General features: G+C 69.8%; 19 protein-coding genes. 6 read left to right on the forward strand and 13 right to left on the reverse strand.

Features of this window, described 5'->3' with window-relative positions:
• Window positions 1–57 precede the first annotated feature (57 nt).
• Complete coding sequence (locus tag N802_RS11245) at window positions 58–2,148, reverse strand: hypothetical protein (RefSeq protein ID WP_156971370.1); 2,091 nt, start codon at window positions 2,146–2,148, stop codon at window positions 58–60.
• A 36-nt stretch (window positions 2,149–2,184) separates the two neighbouring features.
• Here N802_RS11245 and N802_RS11250 point away from each other — a divergent pair, with 36 nt between their 5' ends.
• A complete protein-coding gene (locus N802_RS11250; RefSeq protein ID WP_035916176.1) occupies window positions 2,185–2,886 on the forward strand; it encodes a TIGR03089 family protein in 702 nt (233 codons plus the stop codon).
• A gap of 2 nt (window positions 2,887–2,888) precedes the next feature.
• On the opposite strand, the gene N802_RS11255 is transcribed toward N802_RS11250, so the two are convergent.
• Window positions 2,889–4,715 carry a peptidoglycan-binding domain-containing protein gene (locus N802_RS11255; RefSeq protein ID WP_156971371.1) on the reverse strand — a complete coding sequence of 609 codons (1,827 nt, stop codon included), beginning with the start codon at window positions 4,713–4,715 and terminating at the stop codon, window positions 2,889–2,891.
• A 295-nt stretch (window positions 4,716–5,010) separates the two neighbouring features.
• On the opposite strand from N802_RS11255, the gene N802_RS11260 reads away from it, so the two are divergent.
• Window positions 5,011–5,793, forward strand: a complete 783-nt coding sequence (locus N802_RS11260) for a CoA transferase subunit A (protein WP_035916179.1) — start codon at window positions 5,011–5,013, stop codon at window positions 5,791–5,793.
• Window position 5,794: 1 nt separating this feature from the next.
• Window positions 5,795–6,433 (forward strand): CoA transferase subunit B, encoded by a 639-nt coding sequence (locus N802_RS11265; protein ID WP_035916181.1) that lies wholly within the window; start codon window positions 5,795–5,797, stop codon window positions 6,431–6,433.
• 45 nt (window positions 6,434–6,478) lie between these two features.
• Here the strand turns inward: N802_RS11265 and N802_RS11270 are convergent, their stop codons facing one another.
• Both N802_RS11270 and N802_RS11275 read right to left on the reverse strand, forming a co-directional pair.
• Entirely contained in the window at window positions 6,479–8,038 is a 1,560-nt protein-coding gene (locus tag N802_RS11270; protein ID WP_052109836.1) for an N-acetylmuramoyl-L-alanine amidase, read from the reverse strand.
• Between the two features lie 239 nt (window positions 8,039–8,277).
• Entirely contained in the window at window positions 8,278–9,579 is a 1,302-nt protein-coding gene (locus N802_RS11275; protein ID WP_035916183.1) for a nucleotide sugar dehydrogenase, read from the reverse strand.
• A gap of 85 nt (window positions 9,580–9,664) precedes the next feature.
• On the opposite strand from N802_RS11275, the gene wecB reads away from it, so the two are divergent.
• On the forward strand, window positions 9,665–10,735 hold the full coding sequence (gene wecB, locus N802_RS11280; protein ID WP_035916185.1) for a non-hydrolyzing UDP-N-acetylglucosamine 2-epimerase: 1,071 nt from the start codon (window positions 9,665–9,667) through the stop codon (window positions 10,733–10,735).
• 86 nt (window positions 10,736–10,821) lie between these two features.
• Here the strand turns inward: wecB and N802_RS11285 are convergent, their stop codons facing one another.
• Genes N802_RS11285 through N802_RS11295 form a run of 3 tightly spaced genes read right to left on the reverse strand, consistent with a single transcriptional unit; the run spans window position 10,822 to window position 13,528 of the window.
• Complete coding sequence (locus N802_RS11285) at window positions 10,822–11,808, reverse strand: Gfo/Idh/MocA family protein (protein WP_035916187.1); 987 nt, start codon at window positions 11,806–11,808, stop codon at window positions 10,822–10,824.
• Complete coding sequence (locus N802_RS11290; protein ID WP_035916188.1) at window positions 11,808–12,905, reverse strand: DegT/DnrJ/EryC1/StrS family aminotransferase; 1,098 nt, start codon at window positions 12,903–12,905, stop codon at window positions 11,808–11,810. The genes N802_RS11285 and N802_RS11290 overlap by 1 nt, the downstream gene beginning before the upstream one ends.
• On the reverse strand, window positions 12,902–13,528 hold the full coding sequence (locus tag N802_RS11295; protein WP_035916189.1) for an acyltransferase: 627 nt from the start codon (window positions 13,526–13,528) through the stop codon (window positions 12,902–12,904). Before N802_RS11295 ends, N802_RS11290 begins: the two co-directional genes overlap by 4 nt.
• A gap of 114 nt (window positions 13,529–13,642) precedes the next feature.
• On the opposite strand from N802_RS11295, the gene N802_RS11300 reads away from it, so the two are divergent.
• Together N802_RS11300 and N802_RS11305 are read left to right on the forward strand one after the other, a co-directional pair.
• Window positions 13,643–14,986 carry a glycosyltransferase gene (locus N802_RS11300; RefSeq protein WP_035916191.1) on the forward strand — a complete coding sequence of 448 codons (1,344 nt, stop codon included), beginning with the start codon at window positions 13,643–13,645 and terminating at the stop codon, window positions 14,984–14,986.
• A complete protein-coding gene (locus tag N802_RS11305) occupies window positions 14,983–15,807 on the forward strand; it encodes a hypothetical protein (RefSeq protein ID WP_035916193.1) in 825 nt (274 codons plus the stop codon). The genes N802_RS11300 and N802_RS11305 overlap by 4 nt, the downstream gene beginning before the upstream one ends.
• A 132-nt stretch (window positions 15,808–15,939) precedes the next feature.
• Here N802_RS11305 and N802_RS11310 read toward each other — a convergent pair whose 3' ends face one another.
• From N802_RS11310 to N802_RS11335, 6 genes are read right to left on the reverse strand one after another with little or no spacing between them, the layout of a single operon-like run.
• Window positions 15,940–17,235, reverse strand: a complete 1,296-nt coding sequence (locus tag N802_RS11310; RefSeq protein ID WP_156971372.1) for a glycosyltransferase family protein — start codon at window positions 17,233–17,235, stop codon at window positions 15,940–15,942.
• Window positions 17,232–18,344 (reverse strand): glycosyltransferase, encoded by a 1,113-nt coding sequence (locus N802_RS11315; protein ID WP_035916195.1) that lies wholly within the window; start codon window positions 18,342–18,344, stop codon window positions 17,232–17,234. Before N802_RS11315 ends, N802_RS11310 begins: the two co-directional genes overlap by 4 nt.
• A gap of 4 nt (window positions 18,345–18,348) precedes the next feature.
• The gene (locus N802_RS11320; protein ID WP_245613915.1) at window positions 18,349–19,155 is read right to left on the reverse strand and encodes an ABC transporter ATP-binding protein; all 807 of its coding nucleotides are present in this window, start codon (window positions 19,153–19,155) and stop codon (window positions 18,349–18,351) included.
• Entirely contained in the window at window positions 19,133–20,002 is an 870-nt protein-coding gene (locus N802_RS11325; protein ID WP_245613916.1) for an ABC transporter permease, read from the reverse strand. The genes N802_RS11320 and N802_RS11325 overlap by 23 nt, the downstream gene beginning before the upstream one ends.
• 10 nt (window positions 20,003–20,012) lie before the next feature.
• Complete coding sequence (locus N802_RS11330) at window positions 20,013–21,230, reverse strand: glycosyltransferase (RefSeq protein ID WP_052109839.1); 1,218 nt, start codon at window positions 21,228–21,230, stop codon at window positions 20,013–20,015.
• 5 nt (window positions 21,231–21,235) lie between these two features.
• Complete coding sequence (locus N802_RS11335) at window positions 21,236–22,246, reverse strand: glycosyltransferase family 2 protein (RefSeq protein ID WP_245613917.1); 1,011 nt, start codon at window positions 22,244–22,246, stop codon at window positions 21,236–21,238.
• Window positions 22,247–22,539 lie beyond the last annotated feature (293 nt).

Consider the following 22,539-nt stretch of genomic DNA (forward strand, 5'->3'; position numbering starts at 1 on the left):
CGAACCGTCCAATTGGGTGAGTTCGGTACGGTCACCTGGCGCTGATGCTCGCCGTCCTCAGCCCCCAGCGACGCCGGTCCATATCTCGAGGGACAGGGGCACGAGCGCGTCCGGGCGCCGCTCCAGCAACCGATCGTCCTCAGCCACGAAGACATCGCTGACCTGGCGAACGTCGGTGGCCCCCAACGCATCCAGCTCCTCAGTGCCCTCGGCTGCGAGCAGGACCAGACGCCCACCGCCCGCCGCGACGGCTTCGTCGATCGTCGCGACGGTCGAGGCTAGCCGTGGCGGGTTCTGACGCAGGGTCCTCGTCGTGGACAGGGCGGGGTGACCGCACTGGCCGCGGACGACCTGGGGCCACTCGTTGGCGGCGCGCGAGTCGACCGACAGGACGACGTCGCCGTCCTCGAGAGAGGCGCAGACACGCTCCACCACTGCGAGTTCTCCCAGCTCGACCCGCTCGGAGCGGTGGGGCCACGTGGCCATCACGGTGGGGACGAACGTCGCCCCGACCAGGGCCACACCGGCGGCGACCGCGACGGCAACGGGAGCGCGCCGCGAGAGGTGGCGGACGGCATACGCGGCAGCCATGACGCAGAGGACGATGACGAACGGCAGGACGATGACGAGACGACGTTCGGCCCACGGGTGGTCGGGCGTGATGCCGGGACGCCACAGCGTGAAGACGGTCGAGCCGGCCGCGACGAGCAGCGGCCCCGTCCACGCCGGAAGAACCTCCCCTTCGGTCCAGCGCGACGCCGCCGTGCGGATCGCCCACGCGAGGGCGACCAGCGCGATGACGAGCGCCGGAATGCCGACCCACCACGACAGCCAGGCCACGGTCTGCTCGGCATAGGTCCGTCCGCCGTCGACCTCGAGCCCCTGACGCAGCTGCAGTCCGGCGACGACCCGCGCACCGGGATCATCGGGCGATTGGCGCACCGTCTGCCAGAGCGGGCGGCTCGCGAGGAAGAGTCCCACGGCGACAACAGCCAACCCCAGCGTGTCGGGAAGACGACGCGAAACCCCCACTGGCAGAACACCTCCGCGACGCTGCCACCACATCAACCCGGCGGTCAGCAGCCCCATGAGCACCCCGACCCCGAGCAGCGGCACGAGGCTGGCGGCGATCGTGCCGAGGTACTGGCCCGACAACCACGCGGCCGCCAGTCCGGCGAGCACCGTCGAGATTCCGGCGCCGACGAGGGTGGCGCGCGGCCAGCGCTGGCCCTGCGCCAGGGCGAGCGCCGCCACCGGGATGAGGAGGATCGTCTCGCGCAGCCCGTCGATGCGGACGAACGCCGTGCCACCGATGAGGACGCCCGCGAGCAGGGCAGCGCGACCGACTTCCCCCCGAGCACCCTGCCGCGCTGCGACCGTCAGGGCCATGAGTCCGGCACCGAGGGTGACCAGGGCGAGGGGTTCCGAGTACGTCGACCGAGCGGTGTGGAGCACCGGGAACAGGAGCGCCACACCCGCTGCGGCGAGGGGCGACCATCGGGGTGCGCCGACCCGAGCAGTGAGAAGGCCGATCCCGAGGATGCCGATCGCCGACATGAGAGCGGGCAGGAGCATCGCCCCTGCCGGACCCCCGGCCCAGACGCCGAGCGACCAGATCGCGCCGGGGCCGATGACGAACTGTGGCTGGAGGGAGGGGTCGTCGTCGGTGCCGACCTGATAGAAGGCCGGGCTGGCCAGAGTGATCCCCTCGAGCGCGAGCACCTCGGCGCCACCCACCTCCGACGTCTCGACGGGCACGACGCGACGGTGCGTCTCGGCCATGGAGATCGCCGACTGGAGATAGCTCGCGGAGTCCCGCCGGGGCAACACCTGCTCCGAATGCGTTGCGGCGGTCCAGATCCCGGCGCCGATGCTCACGGCGGCGAGGAGCGCTGCGGTCCAGACGGGCAACGACCGAGCCGGTATGCCGTGTGCCCACCACCCGCTCGCCCCTGCTGCGACCAGGGCCAGCGGGAACACGAGCCACGGGAACCACGCGCCGAAGCCGGCCAGCAGAACGGCCAGGAGAGACATGACCACGACCCAGGTGGCCGCGCCCAGGACGAACGTCTGGAGCCACTGGCCGGCACCGCGCTCAAGCCTCGTCGCAGGGAGGTCGTCGTGGACGGTCGACACCGAGCGGCTCATGGGCGCCCACGCTAGCCCGGTCTCTAGGGTGGACCCGTGACCAGACCCGCCGATGTCCTGCAGCAGATGCTCCGTTCCGACTCCGCGAAGCCGCGGATCACGACCTACGACGACACCGACGGGCCGACTCGCGGCGAGCGCATCGAGTTGTCCGCCCGGGTCCTCGGCAACTGGGTGAGCAAGGCCGCCAACGCGCTCCAGGACGAGTTCGACATCGCCCCCGGGTCGGTCGTGCACCTCGACCTGCCTCCGCACTGGCGCACCGCCTACTGGGCACTCGCGACCTGGTCAGTGGGTGGCACCGTCAGCCTCGACGACGAGGCCGGCGACCTGCTCGTGACGACCGACGCGGATGCAGCGGCCGCCGCTGACGGTCCTGCCGTCCTCGTCACCCTCGCCGGGCTCGCCCGCGCCGCCACCGTCCCCGTCCCGCCCGGCGTCATGGACGAGGCCAAGGAGCTCAGCACCCACGGCGACCAGTTCGCCGCGTGGGAGGAGCCGGCCGACGACGACACCGCACTGATCACGGAAGGTGAGCGGACGGCATACGCGGATCTTGTTGTGCCACAGGAGAAGTCAGGCGAGCGCCGACACCTCACCACGACGAGTACGGCCGACTTCCTCACCACCTGCCTCACCCTCTGGGCGGCCGATGGATCCGTCGTGCTCAGTCGCGGCGAGGCGCCGGCGGACGTCCTTGCGGAGCGATCACGCGTCGAGGGCGCCAACGCTCCCTGAGGTCACATCTGCTTCTCGATCGCCTTCCACGTGAGCGTGCCGACGACACCTGTGCGGGCGAGCCTGGCCTTCTGCTGTGCCATCTTGACCGCGCCCTCGGTGCCCGGACCGAACGTGCCGTCGGCCGGGAGCCGCAGCGCCTTCTGGAGTGCGACGACGGCGTCACCCGAGGATCCGCGCTTGGCGACCGTTCCCCAGTAGGGCACGAGGGGGTGCACCTCGAGCTCGAGTCGGTTCCACACCTTGATGTTGGCAACGCCGGTGGCGGGCAGGCCCCAGCGAGTCTGGAGGGCCATGACCGCTCGCTTCGTCGCGAGGCCGAAGCTTCCGTCGACGGCGATGCCACCGAGACCGGCCTGGAGGACCCGGACGGCAGTGCCCTTGGATCCGGTCTGGAGCACCGTCGACTTGTAGGGCGTGAACTCCGTGGACAGGGCTGCGGGAGTCGCGGGAGCCGGCGCGGGCGTCGGGGGCGGAACCGGAGGTGTCGGCGTGGTGGAGCCCTGCCCCATGAGCGCCTTCCAGGTTGCGGAAGCCACGACACCCGTGGGGTTGATGCCCTTGGACTTCTGGTAGGCGATGACCGCGGACTCGGTGCCTGGTCCGAAGGCTCCGTCCGCGGTGATCTTCAGCGCCTTCTGCAACGCGACCACGGGAGCCCCGGACGAGCCGCGCTTGAGGACGAGGTCGGCGTACTGCGCGAGCGGGTGCGGCGCGGCCGGCTTCGTGGCCTCGATGAGCGCGTTCCACGTCGAGGTCGCGACGACACCGGTCGGGCTGATGCCGTGCGCGGACTGGAACGCCTTGACCTTGGTCTCCGTCGCCGGTCCGAAGTTCCCGTCGACCGCGAGCCCCCCGAGAGCCTTCTGCAGGGCGGACACGGCCGGGCCGGTCGAACCCTTGCGAATCGTCGTGTTGACGTAGGCGGAGAGGGGCCCGACCGCGGTGGCGTTGCGCGCGGGCACGAGCCCGAGCCCGATCATCTTGGTCCACGTCGCGTTGTCCAGCTGACCCGTCACCGCGACGCCGTTCCGGCTCTGCCAGGACTTGAGCGTCGTCTCGGTGGCAGGCCCGAAGGAGCCGTCCTTGGCGAGGCCCAGCACGCCCTGGGCCAGCATGACGTCCTTGCCGGTGTCCCCGCGCTTGAGCAGCGGGTAGCCGCTCGCCGTGAGGACCGGCGTCGTGACCGGCACCGGGGTCCCGGCGTTGGTCGTCGGTCCGGTGTAGCGCACCGCGAGCAGGGCCTTGCCGGTCCACCACGACGTCTGCTGGTAGGCGCCATCCCAGGTGAACGAGATGTGGATGTGGTCGGTGTGCGGGGACGAGCCCGAGTAGGGCGCCCATCCGCGACCGGGGTCGTAGGCACGCCACATCTGACGGTTCCAGATGATGTAGTTGATGCCGAGCCGCCGAGCCATGGCGCCCGGGCGACCCTCCGAGTCGGGGTTCGACAGCCAGCGCGTGATGGCGTTGCCGAGTTCGAGGCCCGCTGCGGTGTTGGCGTTGACCATCCAGTCGAGCGCACGCCCCTCACCATGCTCGAGCGCGCACCGCCGGTTGACCCCGTAGACGTGCTTGCCGTAGTGCGCGTTGAGCAACTCCGCGAAGGCCACGGGACCGGGCCTGTTGCCGTCGAGGCACCGATAGCCCTCTTGGTACTTCGGCGCGATGTCGAGCTCCGCCGGAAGCGGCTTGGTCGGTGGCGGCGGGAGCGTCGCGGCCGAGGCGATCGAGATGCCCATCGGGATCGACAGCAGGGAGACGGAGACGGCACCGAGGGCACGAACCGGTCCTCGGGTCGACGTGGGCAGCAGTGTGGCGCGCGTCAACGGAAGCTCCTCAGGGGCGGGCGGTGTGGAGATGAAGTGCCATCGTGACGTCACAAGAGTCACTTCTGGCACGTTGGCTCGACATTTGTCCCATTTGTCACAGGGGTTACGCAAGTGGAAGCGGGTGAATTACATGCATGTACTTCGTTGTACCCCGTTAACCGACGCATGATTTCCGGCAAACAGACCAGAATGCCGCAATTCTTGCTGACCATGACCGCACCCCATGTGCGGCTGGTCGTACTGGACCCCCACCACATCGGAGCGGCCCCACCGGGTGACTAGAGTCACCGCCATGGACAAGGTCGTCTCCTCTGCTTCCGCAGCCCTCGAGGACGTCCGCGACGGTGCCAGTCTGGCCGTCGGCGGATTCGGGCTCTGCGGCATACCCAGCGTTCTCATCGCCGAACTGCACGCCAAGGGGGTGCGCGACCTCGAGGTCTTCTCCAACAACTGCGGAGTGGACGACTGGGGGCTCGGCATCCTGCTCGGAGCCCAGCAGATCCGGCGCATGGTGAGCTCCTACGTCGGCGAGAACAAGGAGTTCGCGCGCCAGTACCTCGAGGGCGAACTCGAGGTCGAGCTCACCCCGCAGGGCACCCTCGCCGAGCGCCTCCGCGCCGGCGGCGCCGGCATCGCCGCGTTCTTCACACCGACCGGTGTCGGCAGCCAGGTCGCCGATGGCGGACTGCCCTGGAAGTATGCCGCCGACGGCAGTGTCGCTCTCGCCTCACCTCCCAAGGAGACGCGGACCTTCGCCCTCGGTGGCGAGGAGCGGACGTTCGTCCTCGAGGAGGGCATCGCCGCCGACTTCGGACTCGTGCGCGCCTGGAAGGGCGACCGGCACGGCAACCTCGTCTTCAACAAGTCCTCCCGCAACTTCAACCCCCTCTGCGCCATGTCGGGACGGATCACGATCGCCGAGGTCGAGGAGCTCGTCGAGCCGGGCGAGCTCGACCCCGACGAGATCCACCTGCCGGGCATCTACGTCCAGCGAGTCGTGCCCCTGACGCCGGAACAGGCTCAGGACAAGCGCATCGAGAAGCGCACGGTCACGACGACCGGCGAGGAGAACTGACATGGCACTCACCCGCGACGAGATGGCTGCGCGCGCAGCCTCCGAACTGACCGACGGCTCCTACGTGAACCTCGGCATCGGACTGCCCACGCTCGTGCCCAACTTCGTGCCGGACGACGTCGAGCTCGTCCTCCAGTCCGAGAACGGCATCCTGGGCGTCGGCGCCTACCCGACCGAGGACGCGGTCGACCCCGACCTCATCAACGCCGGCAAGGAGACCGTGACGACCCGTCGCGGCGCAAGCTACTTCGACAGCGCCACGAGCTTCGGCATGATCCGGGGCGGCAAGGTCGACGCAGCGATCCTCGGCGCCATGCAGGTGTCCAAGGCCGGCGACATCGCCAACTGGATGATCCCCGGCAAGATGGTCAAGGGCATGGGTGGCGCGATGGACCTCGTCCACGGCGCCAAGAAGGTCATCGTCCTCATGGAGCACGTGGCCAAGGACGGCAGTCACAAGATCCTCGACGAGTGCGACCTGCCGATCACCGGCCTCGGTGTCGTCCAGCGCATCATCACCGACCTCGCCGTCATCGACATCACCGAGGACGGCCTCATCGTGCGCGAACTCGCACCCGGCGTCACCGAGGACGAGCTGCGCGAGAAGACCGGCCCCGAGCTCACCTTCGAGCTCGCCTAGAGCGTCCGCGGAGAGGGGGAACGCCGCCCCTCTCCGCAGACACTCTCAGCGTGGCCCACGAGGCGGATGCCGCCGCGTCCTGTCGAGGAGATCGCCGACCGGATCCGTCACCACGACCGTCGTCCGCCACGGCGGCACCGACCTCGTCGGGTCCTCCCCCGACGTCGCGGTGAGGGTCAGGTCGAAGGACCCGTCCCTCGCGGGCAGACCGTCGATCAGGCCGTCCCAGCGAGCAACGAGACCCGACCCCGACGTCGCCGAACCGGTGCGGGTGGCCACGATCCGCGACTCTCCAGCGCTCCTCACCTCCAGGCTCCACGTCAGGGCCGCGCTGGCACTCGCTCGCACCGTCACGCCCCCGGGGTCGCCCCGCCTCCAGCCTGGCCGGTCGATCAGCGGGCGATAGAACATCGCCCCCTGAGCCGACCTGACGCGGGGTCGCAGCGGCTCGATGCGCTCGTAGAGCGCCTGCCCGGGGCACTCGGTGGCCTTGGTCGCGTCCGCGAAGTCGCGATGCCCCGAGATGTTGCGGAACACCTTGGTCGGCGACCCGTCCGCGTCCGTCAGAGTCGTCGTCTTCGTCGGGTCGACGTGACTCAGCCCCAGCTTCCAGGCGAACAAAGTCGTGTATGCCGTGTCGACGGCTTCGGGGACGGGTGCCGTCTGGTGGTCCCCCAGGGTCGCCAGGGCGAACGAGTGTGCGTTGTAGCCGCGGGTGTGCGCGCCGATGACGGGACGGTCGACGCCGCCGGCCCGGCCCTCCCAGAGACGGCCCCACTTGTCGACGAGGAAGCTGTAGCCGATGTCGTTCCAGCCCAACGACGTCACGTGGTAGGCGTAGATGCCCCGGATGATGCCCGGGACGTCCTCGGCCGCATAGGAGTTGCTCCCGGCAGTGTGGTGCACGAAGCCGACGTCCACGGTGCCGTAGGCCGGAGCTCCCTTGCGGATCGACTCGTCTGCACCCCACTCCGCCCGCGTGCGGATCGTCGGACGGACCGCAGTCGCAGTCTCAGTCTCAGTCGCAGTCGCAGTCGCAGTCGGTGCTGCGGCATTCGCATCGGCCGCAGCGCGTCCGGGATCGATGAGCTCGACCCGCAAACCCCGAGGGGCGCGGCCCGAGGCCGTCGCGACTCGAACCTGCACGTCATCCGCCCCGCTGACGACGAGCGGTGCGCTGCCCCTGCGGGCACGCCTCCCCTCGAGGGTCGAGCCGTCCGGCGCGTGGCTCTCGTCGACGTGCAGCTCCTCCCAGGCGGACCATCGGCCGTCATCGCGAGTCCGCACGAGGAGGTCGCCGACCTCGCCGCTGAGGGTGTCGGCCGACCACGTGACACCGACGACCTCTCGCTGCCCGACTCCGATGGGCGAGGACAGCGCGGCCACCTTCAGTCCCGCGGCGACCTTCGGCGACGACGTCAGGTCCTGCCGCGCTCGGGGGTCGACGCCGCCCAGGGCCACGCTCGAACGCTCCGGCGGGACCGGCCTCTCGGACGCCGCACTCGGTGCGGTCGGTGCGATCGGGGCGATGAGCATCGCCGACAGGGCGACCAACGCCGCCCCGGTTCGACGGACTCGGACGTTCCAGCGGTGCTCGTGTCGCATGGGTCCCCACCACGTTGTGGTCCGACACGTTCGGTGTCAGATCCTTCTGTGTCAGCTCCATCTGCCAGCTCGATCTGTCAGCTGAACAGACGCAGACCCGCGTGGCCAGGTTGCATCGGCGGACCTGCTCGCGCAAGAAACTTTCGCACAGGTGATCCGGACTCGCATGTCCACGGACATGGCTGTGGCCCCAACCCGGCGAGGGGGTTGGGGCCACAGGTGGAGCTGGAGCGCGCGGATCAGCCTGCGGTCGCGAGGCCGATCACGCGGTGCGGAATGCCGTCGAAGCGGGCCGGGTCGGTGACCTTGCGACCGTCGACGAGCGCCTTGATCCCGGGGAGGTCCGCCGAGGAGAGTTCGCGGTACTCGGCGTGGTCAGCCTGGATGACCGCGGCGTCGACCTCTTCGCCGATGTGGAACGGCGTCCAGCCGAAGCCCTGGATCTCCTCATCGGTGTACATCGGGTCGTGGACGAAGACCTCCGCGCCCTTGGCGCGCAGGGCCTCGACGAGCGGGAAGACACCCGAGAACGCCGTCTCCTTGACGCCACCGCGATAGGACGCGCCGAGCACGGCGACCCGTGCGCCGGTGAGGTCGCCGTAGGCGCCCTCGAGCAGGAGGGTGGCGTGGTCCGGCATCCCCATGTTGGCCTCGCGCGCAGCACGCACGACGGTCGCCTCGGGGTCGTTGAAGAGGTAGAGGCGCGGGTAGACCGGGATGCAGTGTCCGCCGACGGCGATGCCGGGACGGTGGATGTGGCTGTAGGGCTGGCTGTTGCTGGCGTCGATGACCTGGTGGATGTCGATGCCGTTGCCCTCGGCGAACTTCGCGAACTGGTTCGCGAGGCCGATGTTGACGTCGCGGTAGGTCGTCTCCGCGAGCTTGGCCAGCTCGGACGCCTCGGCCGAGCCAAGGTCCCAGACCCCGTTGCCGCGCTCGAGGTCGGGGCGGTCGTCGAAGTCGAGGACGGCCTCGTAGAACTCGGTCGCCTTGGCCGCGCCCTCGGGGCTGAGGCCACCGACGAGCTTGGGGTACTTGCGCAGGTCGGCGAACACGCGGCCCGTGAGCACGCGCTCGGGCGAGAAGACGAGGTGGAAGTCCTTGCCCTCCGTGAGGCCCGAACCCTCCTCGAGCATCGGCTTCCACCGGGTGCGCGTCGTGCCGACGGGGAGGGTGGTCTCGTAGGAGACGAGCGTGCCGGGCGTCAGGTGCTCCGCGATCGACTTCGTCGCGGAGTCCATCCAGCCGAAGTCGGGCTGCCACGTCTCGTCGTTGACGAAGAGCGGCACGACGACGACGACAGCGTCGGCACCGGGGATCGCCTGCGAGTAGTCGGTGGTGGCGGTGAGCTTGCCCTCGGGCACGAGCTTCGAGAGGCGCTCGTCGAGCTCGGCCTCACCGGGGAAGGGCTCGCGGCCCTCGTTGACGACGTTGACGAGAGCCTCGTTGACGTCGACTCCGACCACGTCGTGACCCTTGCTGGCGAACTGCACTGCGAGCGGAAGACCGATCTTGCCGAGTGCGACGACGGCAATCTTCACGAAAACTCCTAAAAGAGGTGAGGGGGCAACGCCGACCATGGTACCGAGATCGGCGCGGGTGCTCGGACCCCCTAGATTGGGGCCCGTGAAGGTACTCAGCATCGTCGGCGCCCGCCCCCAGTTCGTGAAGCTCGCACCCATCGCCAAGGCCTTGGCGGCTGCGGGCCACGACCACGTCATCGTCCACACCGGTCAGCACTACGACACGAAGATGTCCGACGTGTTCTTCGAGGACCTCCAGATCCCCGCCCCAGACGTCCACCTCGGCGTCGGCTCCGGCTCGCATGGCGTCCAGACCGGCTCGATGCTGACCCAGCTCGACGCGGTCCTCGACGAGCACGACCCGGACTGGGTGCTCGTCTACGGCGACACCAACAGCACCATCGCCGGGGCCCTCTCGGCCGTCAAGCTGCACTACCCGCTGGCCCACCTCGAGGCCGGCCTCCGATCCTTCAACCGCCGCATGCCCGAGGAGCACAACCGGGTCCTCACCGACCACGCCGCCGACCTCTGCCTGGCCCCCACGGACGTCGCTGCCGAGCACCTCCGCGCCGAAGGTCTGGGCGAGCGCGCGATCGTCACGGGTGACGTCATGACCGACGTCTGCCTCGCCACGGCCGAGAAGGTCCGCGACACCCCGCCGCCGCTGCCCGAAGGAGTGGAGTCCGGCACCTACGTCCTCTCGACGATCCACCGCGCCGAGAACACCGATGACCCACAGCGCCTCGGTGCCATCGTTTCCGGACTTGCGGCCCTCCCCTACCCGGTCGTCCTCACGGCCCACCCGCGACTGGTCGCCAAGGCCAAGGAGCACGGCATCGACCTCACCCAGGGCTCCCTCAACACGGTCGAGCCGCTCGACTACCCCGCGATGGTCGCCGCGGTCCAGCACGCTCGCGCGGTCGTCACCGACTCCGGCGGCCTCCAGAAGGAGGCGTTCCTCCTGCGGACGCCCTGCACCACCGTGCGCACCGAGACGGAGTGGACCGAGACGGTCGACCTCGGCTGGAACGTCCTGGCCCTCGACCTCGACCAGCTCACCTCGCTCGTCGACCGGCCGGCGCCGGAGCCGACCGACGCGACCCCCTACGGCGACGGCAAGGCGGCCGACGCCACGGTGGCCGCTCTCGCCGAACGGGTGCGACCGCGCGACTGAGCGCCGTCCACGAGCGGCGCGCACCCGGCATACGGGAATGACAAAGGCCCACCTCCGCGGGAGGTGGGCCTTCGTCGTGAGGTGCGTCAGAGCGTGACGGTCTGTCCGGTCTTGGCGGACTCGATGCACGCCTCGGCGACGCGCACGGTCTCGAGACCCTGCTTCATCGTGACGATGTCGGCCTCCTTGCCGAGGACCGCGTCACGGAACTGCTCGTGCTCGACCCGCAACGGCTCCGGCTTGGCGATCGCGAAGCGCACGACGTCGCCCTCGGACACACCCCGGAACTGCGCGATGTCGTGCCACGTCGTCGCGATCTCGCCGTTGGCATAGAAGGTCAGGTCCGCGGTGAGGGTGTCGGCGACGAACGCGCCCTTCTCGCCGGTGATGATCGTGACCCGCTCCTTGAGCGGCGACAGCCAGTTGACGAGGTGGTTGGTCACGACACCGTTGGACAGCTGACCTGTCACGGCGACGAGGTCCTCGAACTCACGACCGCTCTTGTATGCCGTCCGCGCGGCCACCGCGGTGAACGTCTGCTGGGTGACCCACGCCGTGAGGTCGATGTCGTGGGTGCCGAGGTCCTTGACGACGCCGACATCGGCGATGCGTGCCGGGAAGGGTCCCTGACGACGCGTCGAGACCTGGTAGACGTCACCGAGGTCGCCGGCCTCGAGGCGGCGGCGCGCCTCCTGCAGTGCCGGGTTGTAGCGCTCTATGTGACCCACCGCGCCGACCAGGCCCTTGGCCTCGAACGCATCCGCGACCTTGGTGGCAGCCGGGGTGTCCTGGGCGAGGGGCTTCTCGATGATCGCGTGCACGCCGGCCTCGGCCAGCGCCAGCCCGACTTCCTCGTGATAGATCGTCGGGACCGCGACCATGCAGTAGTCGATGCCCTGCTGGATGAGCTGCTCGATGTTCTCGAGGACCGGACGACCACCGGCGATCCCGTGGACGTCACCGCCCGGGTCGGCCACGGCCACGAGGTCGACGCCCGGAAGGCTGCCGAGGACCCGGCCGTGGTGGCGGCCCATCATGCCGAGGCCGATGAGGCCCGCGCGCAGGTTGGCCATCAGGCACCTGCCTTGGCAAGGGTGTTGACGCCCTCGACGATGCGCTCGAGGTCGGCCTGGCTCAGGCTCGGGTGGACGGGGAGCGAGAGGCACTCGGCGGCGGCCTTCATCGTCTCGGGGAGGTCCGCGTCGTTCGTGCCACCGGCGAAGGGCTTCAGCTGGTGGTTGGGCACCGGGTAGAACATGCCCGAGCCGACGTTGAACTGCTCCTTGAGCGCGGCGGCCAGACCGTCACGGTCCTCGGGGACGCGCACGGTGTACTGGTGGTAGACGTGCACGGCACCCTCGGCCACCGGCGGCGTCGTGACCCCCTCGAGGTTCGCGCTGAGGAAGGCCGCGTTGTCCTGGCGGGCCTTGGTCCAGGCGTCGACCTTCTTGAGCTGCTCACGGCCGATCGCGGCGTGGATGTCGGTCATGCGGGTGTTAAAGCCGACGACCTCGTTGTGGTACTGCTTCTCCATGCCCTGGTTGCGGTAGAGGCGCATGAGGCGCTCGATCTCCGCGTCGGCGATGGAGACCATGCCGCCCTCGCCCGACGTCATGTTCTTGGTCGGGTAGAGCGAGAACATCGCGAACGTGCCGAAGGCGCCGACCGGCGTGCCGCCCAGCGAGGCGCCGTGCGCCTGAGCCGCGTCTTCGTAGACCTGCAGGTCGTGCTTGTCGGCGAGGGCCATGATCTGGTCCATCTTGGCGGGGTGACCGTAGAGGTGGACCGGCATGATGCCGACGGTCTTGTCGGTGATCGCGGCCTCGATGGCGGCGGGCGAGATGCAGAAGTCATCGGCGTCGATGTCGGCGAAGACCGGCTTCGCACCCGTGAGCGCCACGGAGTTGCACGTCGCCGCGAACGTGAAGGACGGGACGATGACCTCGTCGCCGGCCTTGACGCCGCTCGAGAGCAGACCGAGGTGCTGGCCGCTCGTGCCCGAGTTCACGGCCACGCAGGCGCGACCGAGGTTGAAGTGCGCGGAGAACTCCTCCTCGAACGCCTTGACCTCCGGGCCCTGCGCCAGCATGCCGCTGCGCAGGACGCGGTCGACGGCAGCGCGCTCCTCGTCTCCGATGAGGGGCTTTGCCGGGGGGATGAACTCGTTCACTTCGTAGCCTCCGTCAGGCTCTCGTGGTCTTCGATGTAGGTCTCACCGGTCTTGGGGCAGACCCAGGTGTTCGGCTCGGTGCCTGCTTCCAGGGGGACGCCGGCACGGCCGACCCACCTTATCCGCCTCGCGGGCACCCCGGCGACGAGGGCGAAGTCGGGGACGTCCTTGGTGACGACCGACCCCGCGGCGACCAGGGCCCACCGACCGATGGTCACCGGCGCGACGCACACGGAGCGAGCGCCGATGGAGGATCCTTCCTTGCACGTGACGCCCACGGCCTCCCAGTCGTCGCCGCGCTTGAGATTGCCGTCCGGATCGATCGAGCGGGGGAAGTGGTCGTTGGTGAACACCACTGCGGGACCGACGAAGACGCCGTTCTCGAGGACTGCCGGCTCATAGACCAGCGCGTAGTTCTGCAGCTTGCAGTTGTCACCCATCGTCACGCCGGTGCCGACATAGGCGCCGCGCCCCACGATGCAGTTCTTGCCGAGAACGGCCTTCTCGCGGACCTGCGCCAGGTGCCAGACCGACGAGCCGGAGCCGATCACCGCCTCGGGCGAGACGTCGGCGGACGGGACGATTCGAACATCGGCGGGCTGCGCCTGAGCTGCGTCGGTCATGCGCACACACTAGGGGCCACGGGGCGCGGGGACGAAAGGGCCGATATCCTCGATCAGGTCCACATGCGCCGCGACCTCTTGTCGTGCGCGTGATCGATCGATGCCGGAGGTCTGATGCCCGACGAGTCGCCCCACGTTCTCTATGTCGCATGGGGATTCCCCCCGTGCCGGGCAGGCGGGGTCTACCGGGCACTCGCGACCGCGAACGCCTTCGCCCGCGCCGGGTGCCGCGTCACGGTCCTGACGGCCGAGCGCGAGGCGTTCGAGCGCTACACGGGCACGGACCCCTCGATGGAGGAGCAGGTCGACGAGAGCATCGAGGTCGTGCGCATCCCGTTCGACTGGCCGGGCATGGAGAGCGACCTGCGGCGCTGGAGCGCCGCGCGGGTCTTCGCCCCGAGGCTCTGGCGCAAGTGGCGGGCCAAGGAGGACCAGAAGGACTTCCCGGAGGCGGCCTACGGCCCGTGGTGGGGACCCCTGCGCGCGGCAGCCCTGCAGATCCACGCTCGTGACGCCGTCGACCTCGTCGTGGCCACGGCCAACCCCAACGTCGACTTCGCCGCGGCCCAGATCCTCAACGAGCAGCACGGTGTCCCCTACGTCATGGACTACCGCGACGCGTGGATGCTCGATGTCTTCGACGGTTCACTTCTCCATGAGGAAGGTGGACGGGTCGAGCAGCTCGAGCGCTCACTCCTGGAGAAGTCGTCCGAGGTGTGGTTCGTCAACGAACCCATCCGGGCGTGGCACGCCGAGCGCCACCCCGACATCGCCGACCGCATGCACGTCGTGGCCAACGGCTACGACCCGGAGTTCGCTCCCGAGCCCCAGCTCGAGGCCCCGCCAGCGGACAAGCCCCTCTCCTTCGGCTACATCGGGACGGTCTCCCCCAAGGTGCCCCTCGCCGAGTTCGCGGAGGGCTGGCGCGTCGCCCATGAGCGACACCCCGAGCTCGCGACGGCGACCGCCCAGGTGCGCGGCTACCTCGGTTTCTACTCGACGCCGAGCCCGGTGCTCCTGAACCTCATCGACGAGTACTCCGACGTCAACCTCAGCTATGGCGGCCCGGTCCCCAAGGCCGAGGTCCGGCAGGTCTACGAGAACTTCGACGTCTGCCTCCTCATCCTCGGCGCGGGCAAGTACGTCACGAGCGGCAAGGTCTTCGAATACACCTCGACAGCCCTCCCGATCGTCTCCGTGCACGACCCCGGCAACGCCGCGAGCGACGTCCTTCGGGACTATCCACTGTGGTTCCCGGTCGACGACCTCGAACCCGAGTCGATCGCCCGAGCCCTCGAGGCTGCCGCCGAGGCGGCGCGCAACGCCACCCCCGAGGTCCGTCAGGCCTGCCGCGACTACTCACTGACGTTCGCCCGCGACCTGCAGCTCCAGCCTCGGGTCGAAGCGCTGCGTGAACTCGCCGGCGGCCGCGACTCCCTGGAAGGACGCACGGCATGAGGGTCATGATCATCGACAGTGGACGTGGCCACCACGCCGGACTCGTCGACTCACTGCGCGACGAGTTGGGCCTCGACCCGTTGGACGAGGTCGTCTGGGTGGCGCGGGAGCTCCCCAAGGAGCCGCTGCCCGTCGTCGCGCACCTGGTGACCCGCCCCCGCATGGGCGTCCTCCAGCGCACCCTGCGCATCGAGACCCTGCTCGACGGACCTGACGCCCAGGTCGACGTGGACGCGGCGACGCTGCGCCGAGTGGCACGCCGCGACGACGACGACGACGCCGAGGCGAAGGACATCGACGCGTCCGAGGACGAGCTGGGTGTGCCGACCGAGCAGCTCGAGGAGCAGCTGCCCGAGTCGATGCAGGAGCACGAGCACCACGACGCCACGCCGGGGGCGAGTCCCGAGGCGGTCCCCGCGTCCGTCGCCCCTGCGTCGACCCCGCTCCCCGAGCGAGTGGTCGCGGCCGCCCGCTGGCGCAGCAACGCCGTGCGCCTCAAGGCCCGTGACACCTACCGGCGCGGCAAGGCCTCGGCGAAGCGCCGCATCAACTCGAGCGAGGTCACCCCGGTCGTGGTGACGCGTGACGCGATCAAGAAGGTGCTCCCCAACGTCGGGACGAAGTTCGGCTACACCACCGCGACCAGCCGGAACGCCATCGAGCTCGCGGCGACCTGCGACGTCGTCTTCAGCCACGACGCCCGCTCGCACAAGGCCGCGTGGCTGCTCGCGCAGCGGACCCCACACCCCGACGTGGTGGTCGGCATCAACGCAGCCCGCCGCGCCGTCGCCGGGCGCCGGGCCGTCTCCGCGCGCGACTAGACCGCTCGAGCGAGCCACCAATTCGCGAGCCGACCATCCGTGGGTGGTCGGCTCGCCCATTGGTGCATCGCTCGACCTGAGCGCGGTTGCGGCGATGAGGACGCCGGGTTCACGCCAGTGGGTCAACTCCGCTCAGGCGTTCGGCGCCGGGACTCCGAGGAAGCCGCTGAGGACGCCCGCCGACATCCGGCCGTCGTGGACCGACCTCACGAACTCCGGGCCACGAGCCGCGATGGTCCTGGCCTTCTCGCGGTCGGCGAGGAGGTCCAGCAGGGTCTCACGCACGGAGTCGGGGTCGGCTTCGACGATGGGCACATCGAGGCCGGTGGCCTCACGCACACGCTCGCGCACCGGGTCGGTGACATAGGCGACGACGACCCGGCCCGCAGCCATGCCCTCGGCAGCGGCCACGCCATAGAGGCCGAGGACGAACTGGTCGAGCACGATGTCGGCGTCCTTGTAGACCTCGGCCAGCTCGGCATGGGTCAGGTCGCGCACCGAGCGATAGACGATGCGCCCCTCGGCCTCCAGCTCCCGCATGATCGGGTCGACGAGCTCGGACCCCTTGAGGCGCGAGCTGCTCGGGACATGGACGACCACGGGTACCTCTCGCTCGAGGACCGGGACCTGGCTGACCCAGCGGTCGGGCTCGATGACGACCGGGCACCACGTCGCCTTGGGCACGTAGTCGAGGAGGTCGGGCGTCGACACGAAAACGGGTCCGTCGAACTTCTCGAGGATGCCGACGTTCTGCTTGGCCCGAGCCTCGAGGATCGTCGTCGTGCGGTCCTCCGCGTCGTCGAAGGGCGAGTGCGGGAAGCGCGCCGCGTGCGCGCTCGGCACCCGGATGTCGCTGCCGTGGCTGATCATCGCGACGGACACGCCGTGCTTGGTCAGCTGCGCGACGTCACCCGCCGCGGTGGGGCCGTAGAGGGGCCCGAACACGGGGCGAACGGCCTCCACGAGGGCGTGCGTGAAGGTGCCCAGAGCCCATTCGCGCTGGCTGAGCTGCCAGGCACGGTCGCGATAGACGTCCGGCGGCACCTCCTGGTCGACGGAGAAGGCGAACTTGTTGTCGGTCATCATCGACACACTCGCGACGCCGTCGAGGTGCTCGCGCGCACAGCGGGCCCACGCGTCACCCTGGCCGGCGAAGTTCGCCGGCGCGACGAGCAGTCGCACCGGCTCGTCTGCAACCACCGGACGGGGAGGGTGGCTGTCGGCCGGCAGCGCGGTCGTGCCGGTGGCGCGGTCGAGGACCCGGGCACCCGAGGCGGGCAGTCGTCGTCGCACGCCTCGCAGCACCTCCTTGACCTGCGGCGGGATGGCCGAGTGCACTCGCCCACCGGGTGATAGAGCGCGCTTCGCGCGACGTCGTATGCCGGCCGCCACAGTGCGTGCCCGCTCTGCGGGTGAGGGTGTCGTCATGGAGTCCTCCGGTCTCGGGCGAGGTCACTGATGGCCGAGGCGGCCTCGTCGTAGGGGCTGGGCTCGGCGTGGGCACGGCCATTGGTGGCCGACGCAGCGGCCCGGGCAGCAGCGAGACTCCCCGGGTCCTCGGACCAGCCTCGCAGCACCCGCGCGGCAGTGAGGGCGACCTCGTCGTCGGCTCCAGCCGGGACGACCGCCCCGGCGCCGGCATCCCGCACGGCGGCAGCAGGACGGGGAAGGTCGGTGGTGAGCACGGGAAGGCCGCACGCGAGGTACTCGATGACCTTGCTCGGCATCGCGTCGCGGAAGGCCGGGGTGTCGGCGAGCAGGCTCAGGCCAACCCATGCGCGTCGAGCCACGGCCCACGACTGGTCCGGCGGGAGTTGGCCGTGCAGGGTGACCCGGTCCCGCAGTCCCGGCTCGCGGAGCACCAGGTCGAGCTCCTCGCGATCCGCCGCTGCGACCGGGCCCACGAGGTCGAGGTGCCAGGTCGATGCCTCTGCGAGTGCTCCCACCATCGCGAACAGGCCGCGGCTGCGCCGGACGTCACCCACATAGACGGCTCGCGGCTCGTCCGACGGCGTCATCTCGGTCTGCATCGGCAGCATGGACCGGTCCGGGGTGTTGCGCACGACGACCCGTCGCCGGGCTGTGCGCGGCGGCACGTGCTCGTCCGCGACGAACGTCAGGTCCGCCCGGGCAGCAGCGGAATTGGCGACACCGACGACCCCACGGGCCACTGCACCGGTCACTCCCGTGGCCCACGCTCGGTCCGCGAGCAGCGCCGCATAGTCCTCGTGCACGTCGGCGACGACCTTGCGGCCGCGCGGGCGCCCGAGCAACAGGCTGGCGATGAGCGAGTCCGGGTCGAGGGCGACGATGACCTGCCCCTCGGCGCGAGCGGCATAACGCCCGGCGAGCAGGGCTCGGCCCACCATGCCGGGTCGCGGACGCGACGTGACCCGGCTCATGCCCCGGGGCGCACCGCCGGGATCACCGAGTCCGAGCACCTCGACCTCGAGCCCGGCCCGGATGCATGCAGCGGCGATCCGGTGGAGCCGAGCGTCGGAGACGTCATGGCCCGAGCTGAGGAGCGAGACATCCACGAGGTCAGAGGTCCTCGAGGGTCACGGCCGACGGCCCCACCTTGAGGAACTCGTTGTATTTGTCGATGACCTCTTTGGGCTCGCCCTCCATCATGAGCTGGCCCTTGTGGAGCCAGATCGCGCGGTTGCAGAGCTGGGTGATCGAGGCCATCGAATGGCTCACGAGGAACATCGCGCGGGCGTTGTCGCGCAGTTCCTGCATCTTCTCGGCGGCCTTCGTCTTGAACGCTGCGTCACCGGCGGACAGTGCCTCGTCGATCATGAGGATGTCGGGGTCCATGTGGACGGCGACGGAGAACGCGAGACGCGAATACATGCCCGAGGAGTAGGTCCGCATCGGGGCGTCGATGAACTCCTCGATGCCGGCGAACTCGGTCACCGCCTCGGCGCGGTCGGCGACCTCACGGCGCGAGAGACCCGCGGCGAGACCGCCGAGCGTGATGTTCTCGCGACCCGAGAGGTTGGCGTTGAAGCCCACGCCGAGCGACAGGAGCGGCGAGATGCGGCCGTTGACCTCGATGCGGCCCTCGTTGGGCGGGAGGATCCCGGCGATGCTGCGCATGAGCGTGGACTTGCCGGCGCCGTTGGAGCCGATGATGCCGAGGAAGGTGCCGTCGGGAACGTCGAAGGTGACGTTCTTGAGCGCCTTGATCTCCTTGACCGCGCGCTGCCCGCGACCGAAGCGCGTGATGGCGTTCTTGAAGGTCGGGACCCGCTCGAACGTGGTGCGGTAGCTGATCGAGAGGTTCTCGACACGAACGGTGATGCCCGGGGTGGGAACAGATTTCTTAGAGCCGGACAGCGAACTCACGCTCCCTCGAGATGAAGAACAGCGAACCGATGGTGAAGGAGGCGACCGCCCAGATCGTCGCGATGACCCACACCTTGAAGTCCGGGATGATGCCCTGCGTCAGCGCCTCCGTGTAGCCACCGAGCAACGAGAAGAGCGGGTTCACCGTCTCGAGGATCGGTGCCACGCCAGCCATCCGCGCGGGCAGGTCCGTGATCTGCCACAGCACGGGCGAGGCATAGAGCCAGATCCGGTTGAGATAGGGCAGGAAGCTCGAGGTGTCGCGGAAGTAGACCTGAAGCGCGCCGAACAGGGCGGCGAGTCCCATCGAGAAGATCACGATGAGGAAGAGGAACGGGATCGCCGCGAGCATCTGCCACTTCCACGGGTTGCCCGCCCAGATGTGGAAGACGAAATAGATCGGCACCGTCGGCAGCCACCGGAAGAACGCGGTCCGGACGGCGGAGAACGGCATGAGCAGCCGGGGGAAGGCGGTGTTGAGGAGCAGCTTGCCGCCCCCGATCACCGATCCCGCGCCGTTGGTCATCGCGCCCTGGACGAAGTAGAAGGTGAACAGGCCGGCCGTGAGCCTGGCGAAGAAGTCCATGCCCCTGCCGCCCCCTGACAGGATGTTCACGAGCAGGAAGTAGACCCCGGCGAGCAGCAGCGGGTTGAGCACCATCCAGAGCTGACCGAAGACGGTCATGGTGTTGGCAGCCCGCAGGTTCGCCTGCGAGGCCGCGGCCGCGAACTCGCGCCGACGCCACAGTTCGGTTGCGTAGGACCGGATGGGCGGCAGCCCGGCCGTGTGGGGTTCGTACACGTGGTGCGTGGTCGTGAACTCGTTCTCCGACTCACGCGCAGCCACGGATGATTCGCTACTCATCGTCCTCGCTCCCGCTCGGATCGGTCGATCCGGGCTCCCCGAGTGTAGAGGAGCCCGAGGGCCTCGACTGCAACCGCTGGTAGACCTCCGTGAGCGCTGCTGCGTCCCGCGGCCAGCTCAGTTCGTCACGTGCCGCAATGACCTTCGCGCGCACCGCTGGGTAGTCGGCGGCCACCTCGTTGAGGGCCGCGACGAGGCTCTGCGCGTCACCGGGGGCGTAGGTCCGACCGAGGCCGAGCTCGCGGGTCAGCCGGGCGATCTCACCGACGTCGCTCACGACCATGGGCACTCCGGCGTGGACCGCGTGGAAGATCTTGTTGGGCATGGCGAGGACGTTGTTCTCCCAGCCCGGAGCCATCGTCACCAGTGAGATGCCCAGGCGGCGCAGGCGTTCGGTGACCTCGTCCACCGACTCCGGCGGTGACACGGTGAGCTGCTCCGGTTCGAACGTGTCGAGCCAGCTCTCATCGGCGGGCCCGCGCAATTCGATGGGGACCGACGAGGTGCGGCTGGCGAGGGCCACGGTCTCGAGATCGCGGAACGGAGCCAGGCGGCCGGCATACAGGGCACCGGTGGGTGAGGTGAGTTCCGGGTCGGGTGAGGTCGGCAGCGGGAACGAGTTGCGCACGACCGTGATGTGCGGCCACGAGTAGTCGCGCCGCAGGGCGTCGGCCACCCCGTCGCCGACCGTGATGACGGCAGCGGCACGGTCACCGAGCCGCTTCTCGACGCGCGCCTCGCGCCAGCGCTGCACCGGAGTGGGGCGGTGCGAACGGGTACGGCCCGGCCAGTATTCGTGGGTGTCGTAGACGAGCGGGACGTCGTGCTCTCTGGCGAGCCGCTCCCCCGCCTCGAGGGCGGTGAAGTCGTGGGCGTGGACGACGTCGAACTCGCGCCCGCGTGCGTCCTCGTAGGCCCCCGACGCCCAGCGTGTGAACGACGACTTGCTGTGCTGCGGCAGCAGGACCCAGCGCGCGAGGCGCAGGTGCCACGGCAGCCGCCGGCCCTGGAGCGAGGTCCCGCCCTCCTTGCGGAAGACCGACGACGTGCCGACCGACGAGGTGGTGATTCCGGGGCCTGCGACGAAGTCCTCGGGCACCGACCGACCGACGACGTGCACCGTGTGTCCGGCGTCGACGAGGGCCGCCGCTTCGCGCTTGACTCGGGTGTCCGTCGCCAGACTCGTGGCGACGAGCATCAGGATGCGCATGGGCGTCATCGTCCCAAGGAGCGGGGGCTGGTGAGAAATCCGGTGCCCCACGACCAGTGCATCACCGCGAGCGCAACCGGGGTGAGCGCCCGCGTCCGTGCTGGCTCGCCTCCGCTGATCGCCACACCTCCCGCGGTGATTCCTGCGACGTATGCCGCTGGCACCAGGAGCGCAGGCGCCCAGACCAGTCCCAGCGCGGTCGCCAGCGTCGTGCCGACGACCATCGCCGGGGGCGCGAGGTAGCGCGCGTTGAGGGTGTCGGGGTGCTCGCGGGCCACGACCCGGCGCCACTGGCCGTACTGGAAGTACTGCTTCGCGAGCGCCTTGACGCTGGAGCGCGGCCGGTAGGTCACCTCCATGTCGGGCGTGAACCAGATCGTCCCACCGGTCTGGCGCAGTTTGAGGTTGAGGTGCCAGTCCTGCGTGCGCGTGTAGCGCTCGTCGTAGCCGCCCACCCGGTCGAGGGCGCTGCGCCGGAACGCGCCGAGATAGACGGTGTCCACCGGTCCCGCTCCCCCGCCCACGTGGAAGGTGCCGCCGCCGACACCGATCCGGCTGCGCATGGCGCACGCCACGGCACGCTCGAACGCCGTGCGTCCCACGGCCTTCATGAGTCCGCCGACGTTGTCGGCACCGGTCTCGTCCAGCGTGCGGACGGCCGTCGCGACGTAGTCCTCCGGGATCTCGGCATGGCCGTCGACCCGGACGATGATGTCGTGGCGTGCGGCGGCGATGCCCGCGTTGAGGGCTGCCGGCGTCCGACCACTCGGATTGGGCACCAGACGGACCCGCTCGTCGCCACGCGCGAGGTCGGCGGCCACGGCATCGGTGTCGTCCGTCGACGGGCCGAGCGCGAGCACGACCTCGAGGTCGCCGGCATACGACTGGGCCAGGACCTGGCCGACGGCGTCGCGCAGGTGGCGACTCTCGTTGAGGACCGGGATCACGACACTCACTGCAGGGTGCGTGGGACTCGCGCCGTGGCGGGACGGTGGGGGCTGGGAGGACTCGCTCATCGCGTCGATCATCCCCCAGCCCCCGGCAGTCAATCGCGCCCAGGGGTCGGCGCGCCGTTTTGCGTCGATGACCGCAGGCAGCGGAGGATGGGCTGATGCCCGAACGCCCGACTCGCGGAGACGACGCCCAGCCCATCCCCCAGAGGGGTCGGCCGCGGGCGCCTCGACGTCCCGTCGGTGACGACGACGCCGTCTTCACGGTGGACACGCGCGGGCGCCGGCCTGCGAGCGCTCCTCGCCGCCCTGCCCCACGCCCGGAGTCGTCCGCCGCACGGGAGCCACGCCCGCGCCCG

The organism is Knoellia sinensis KCTC 19936 (assembly GCF_000768705.1).
GTDB lineage: Bacteria > Actinomycetota > Actinomycetes > Actinomycetales > Dermatophilaceae > Knoellia > Knoellia sinensis.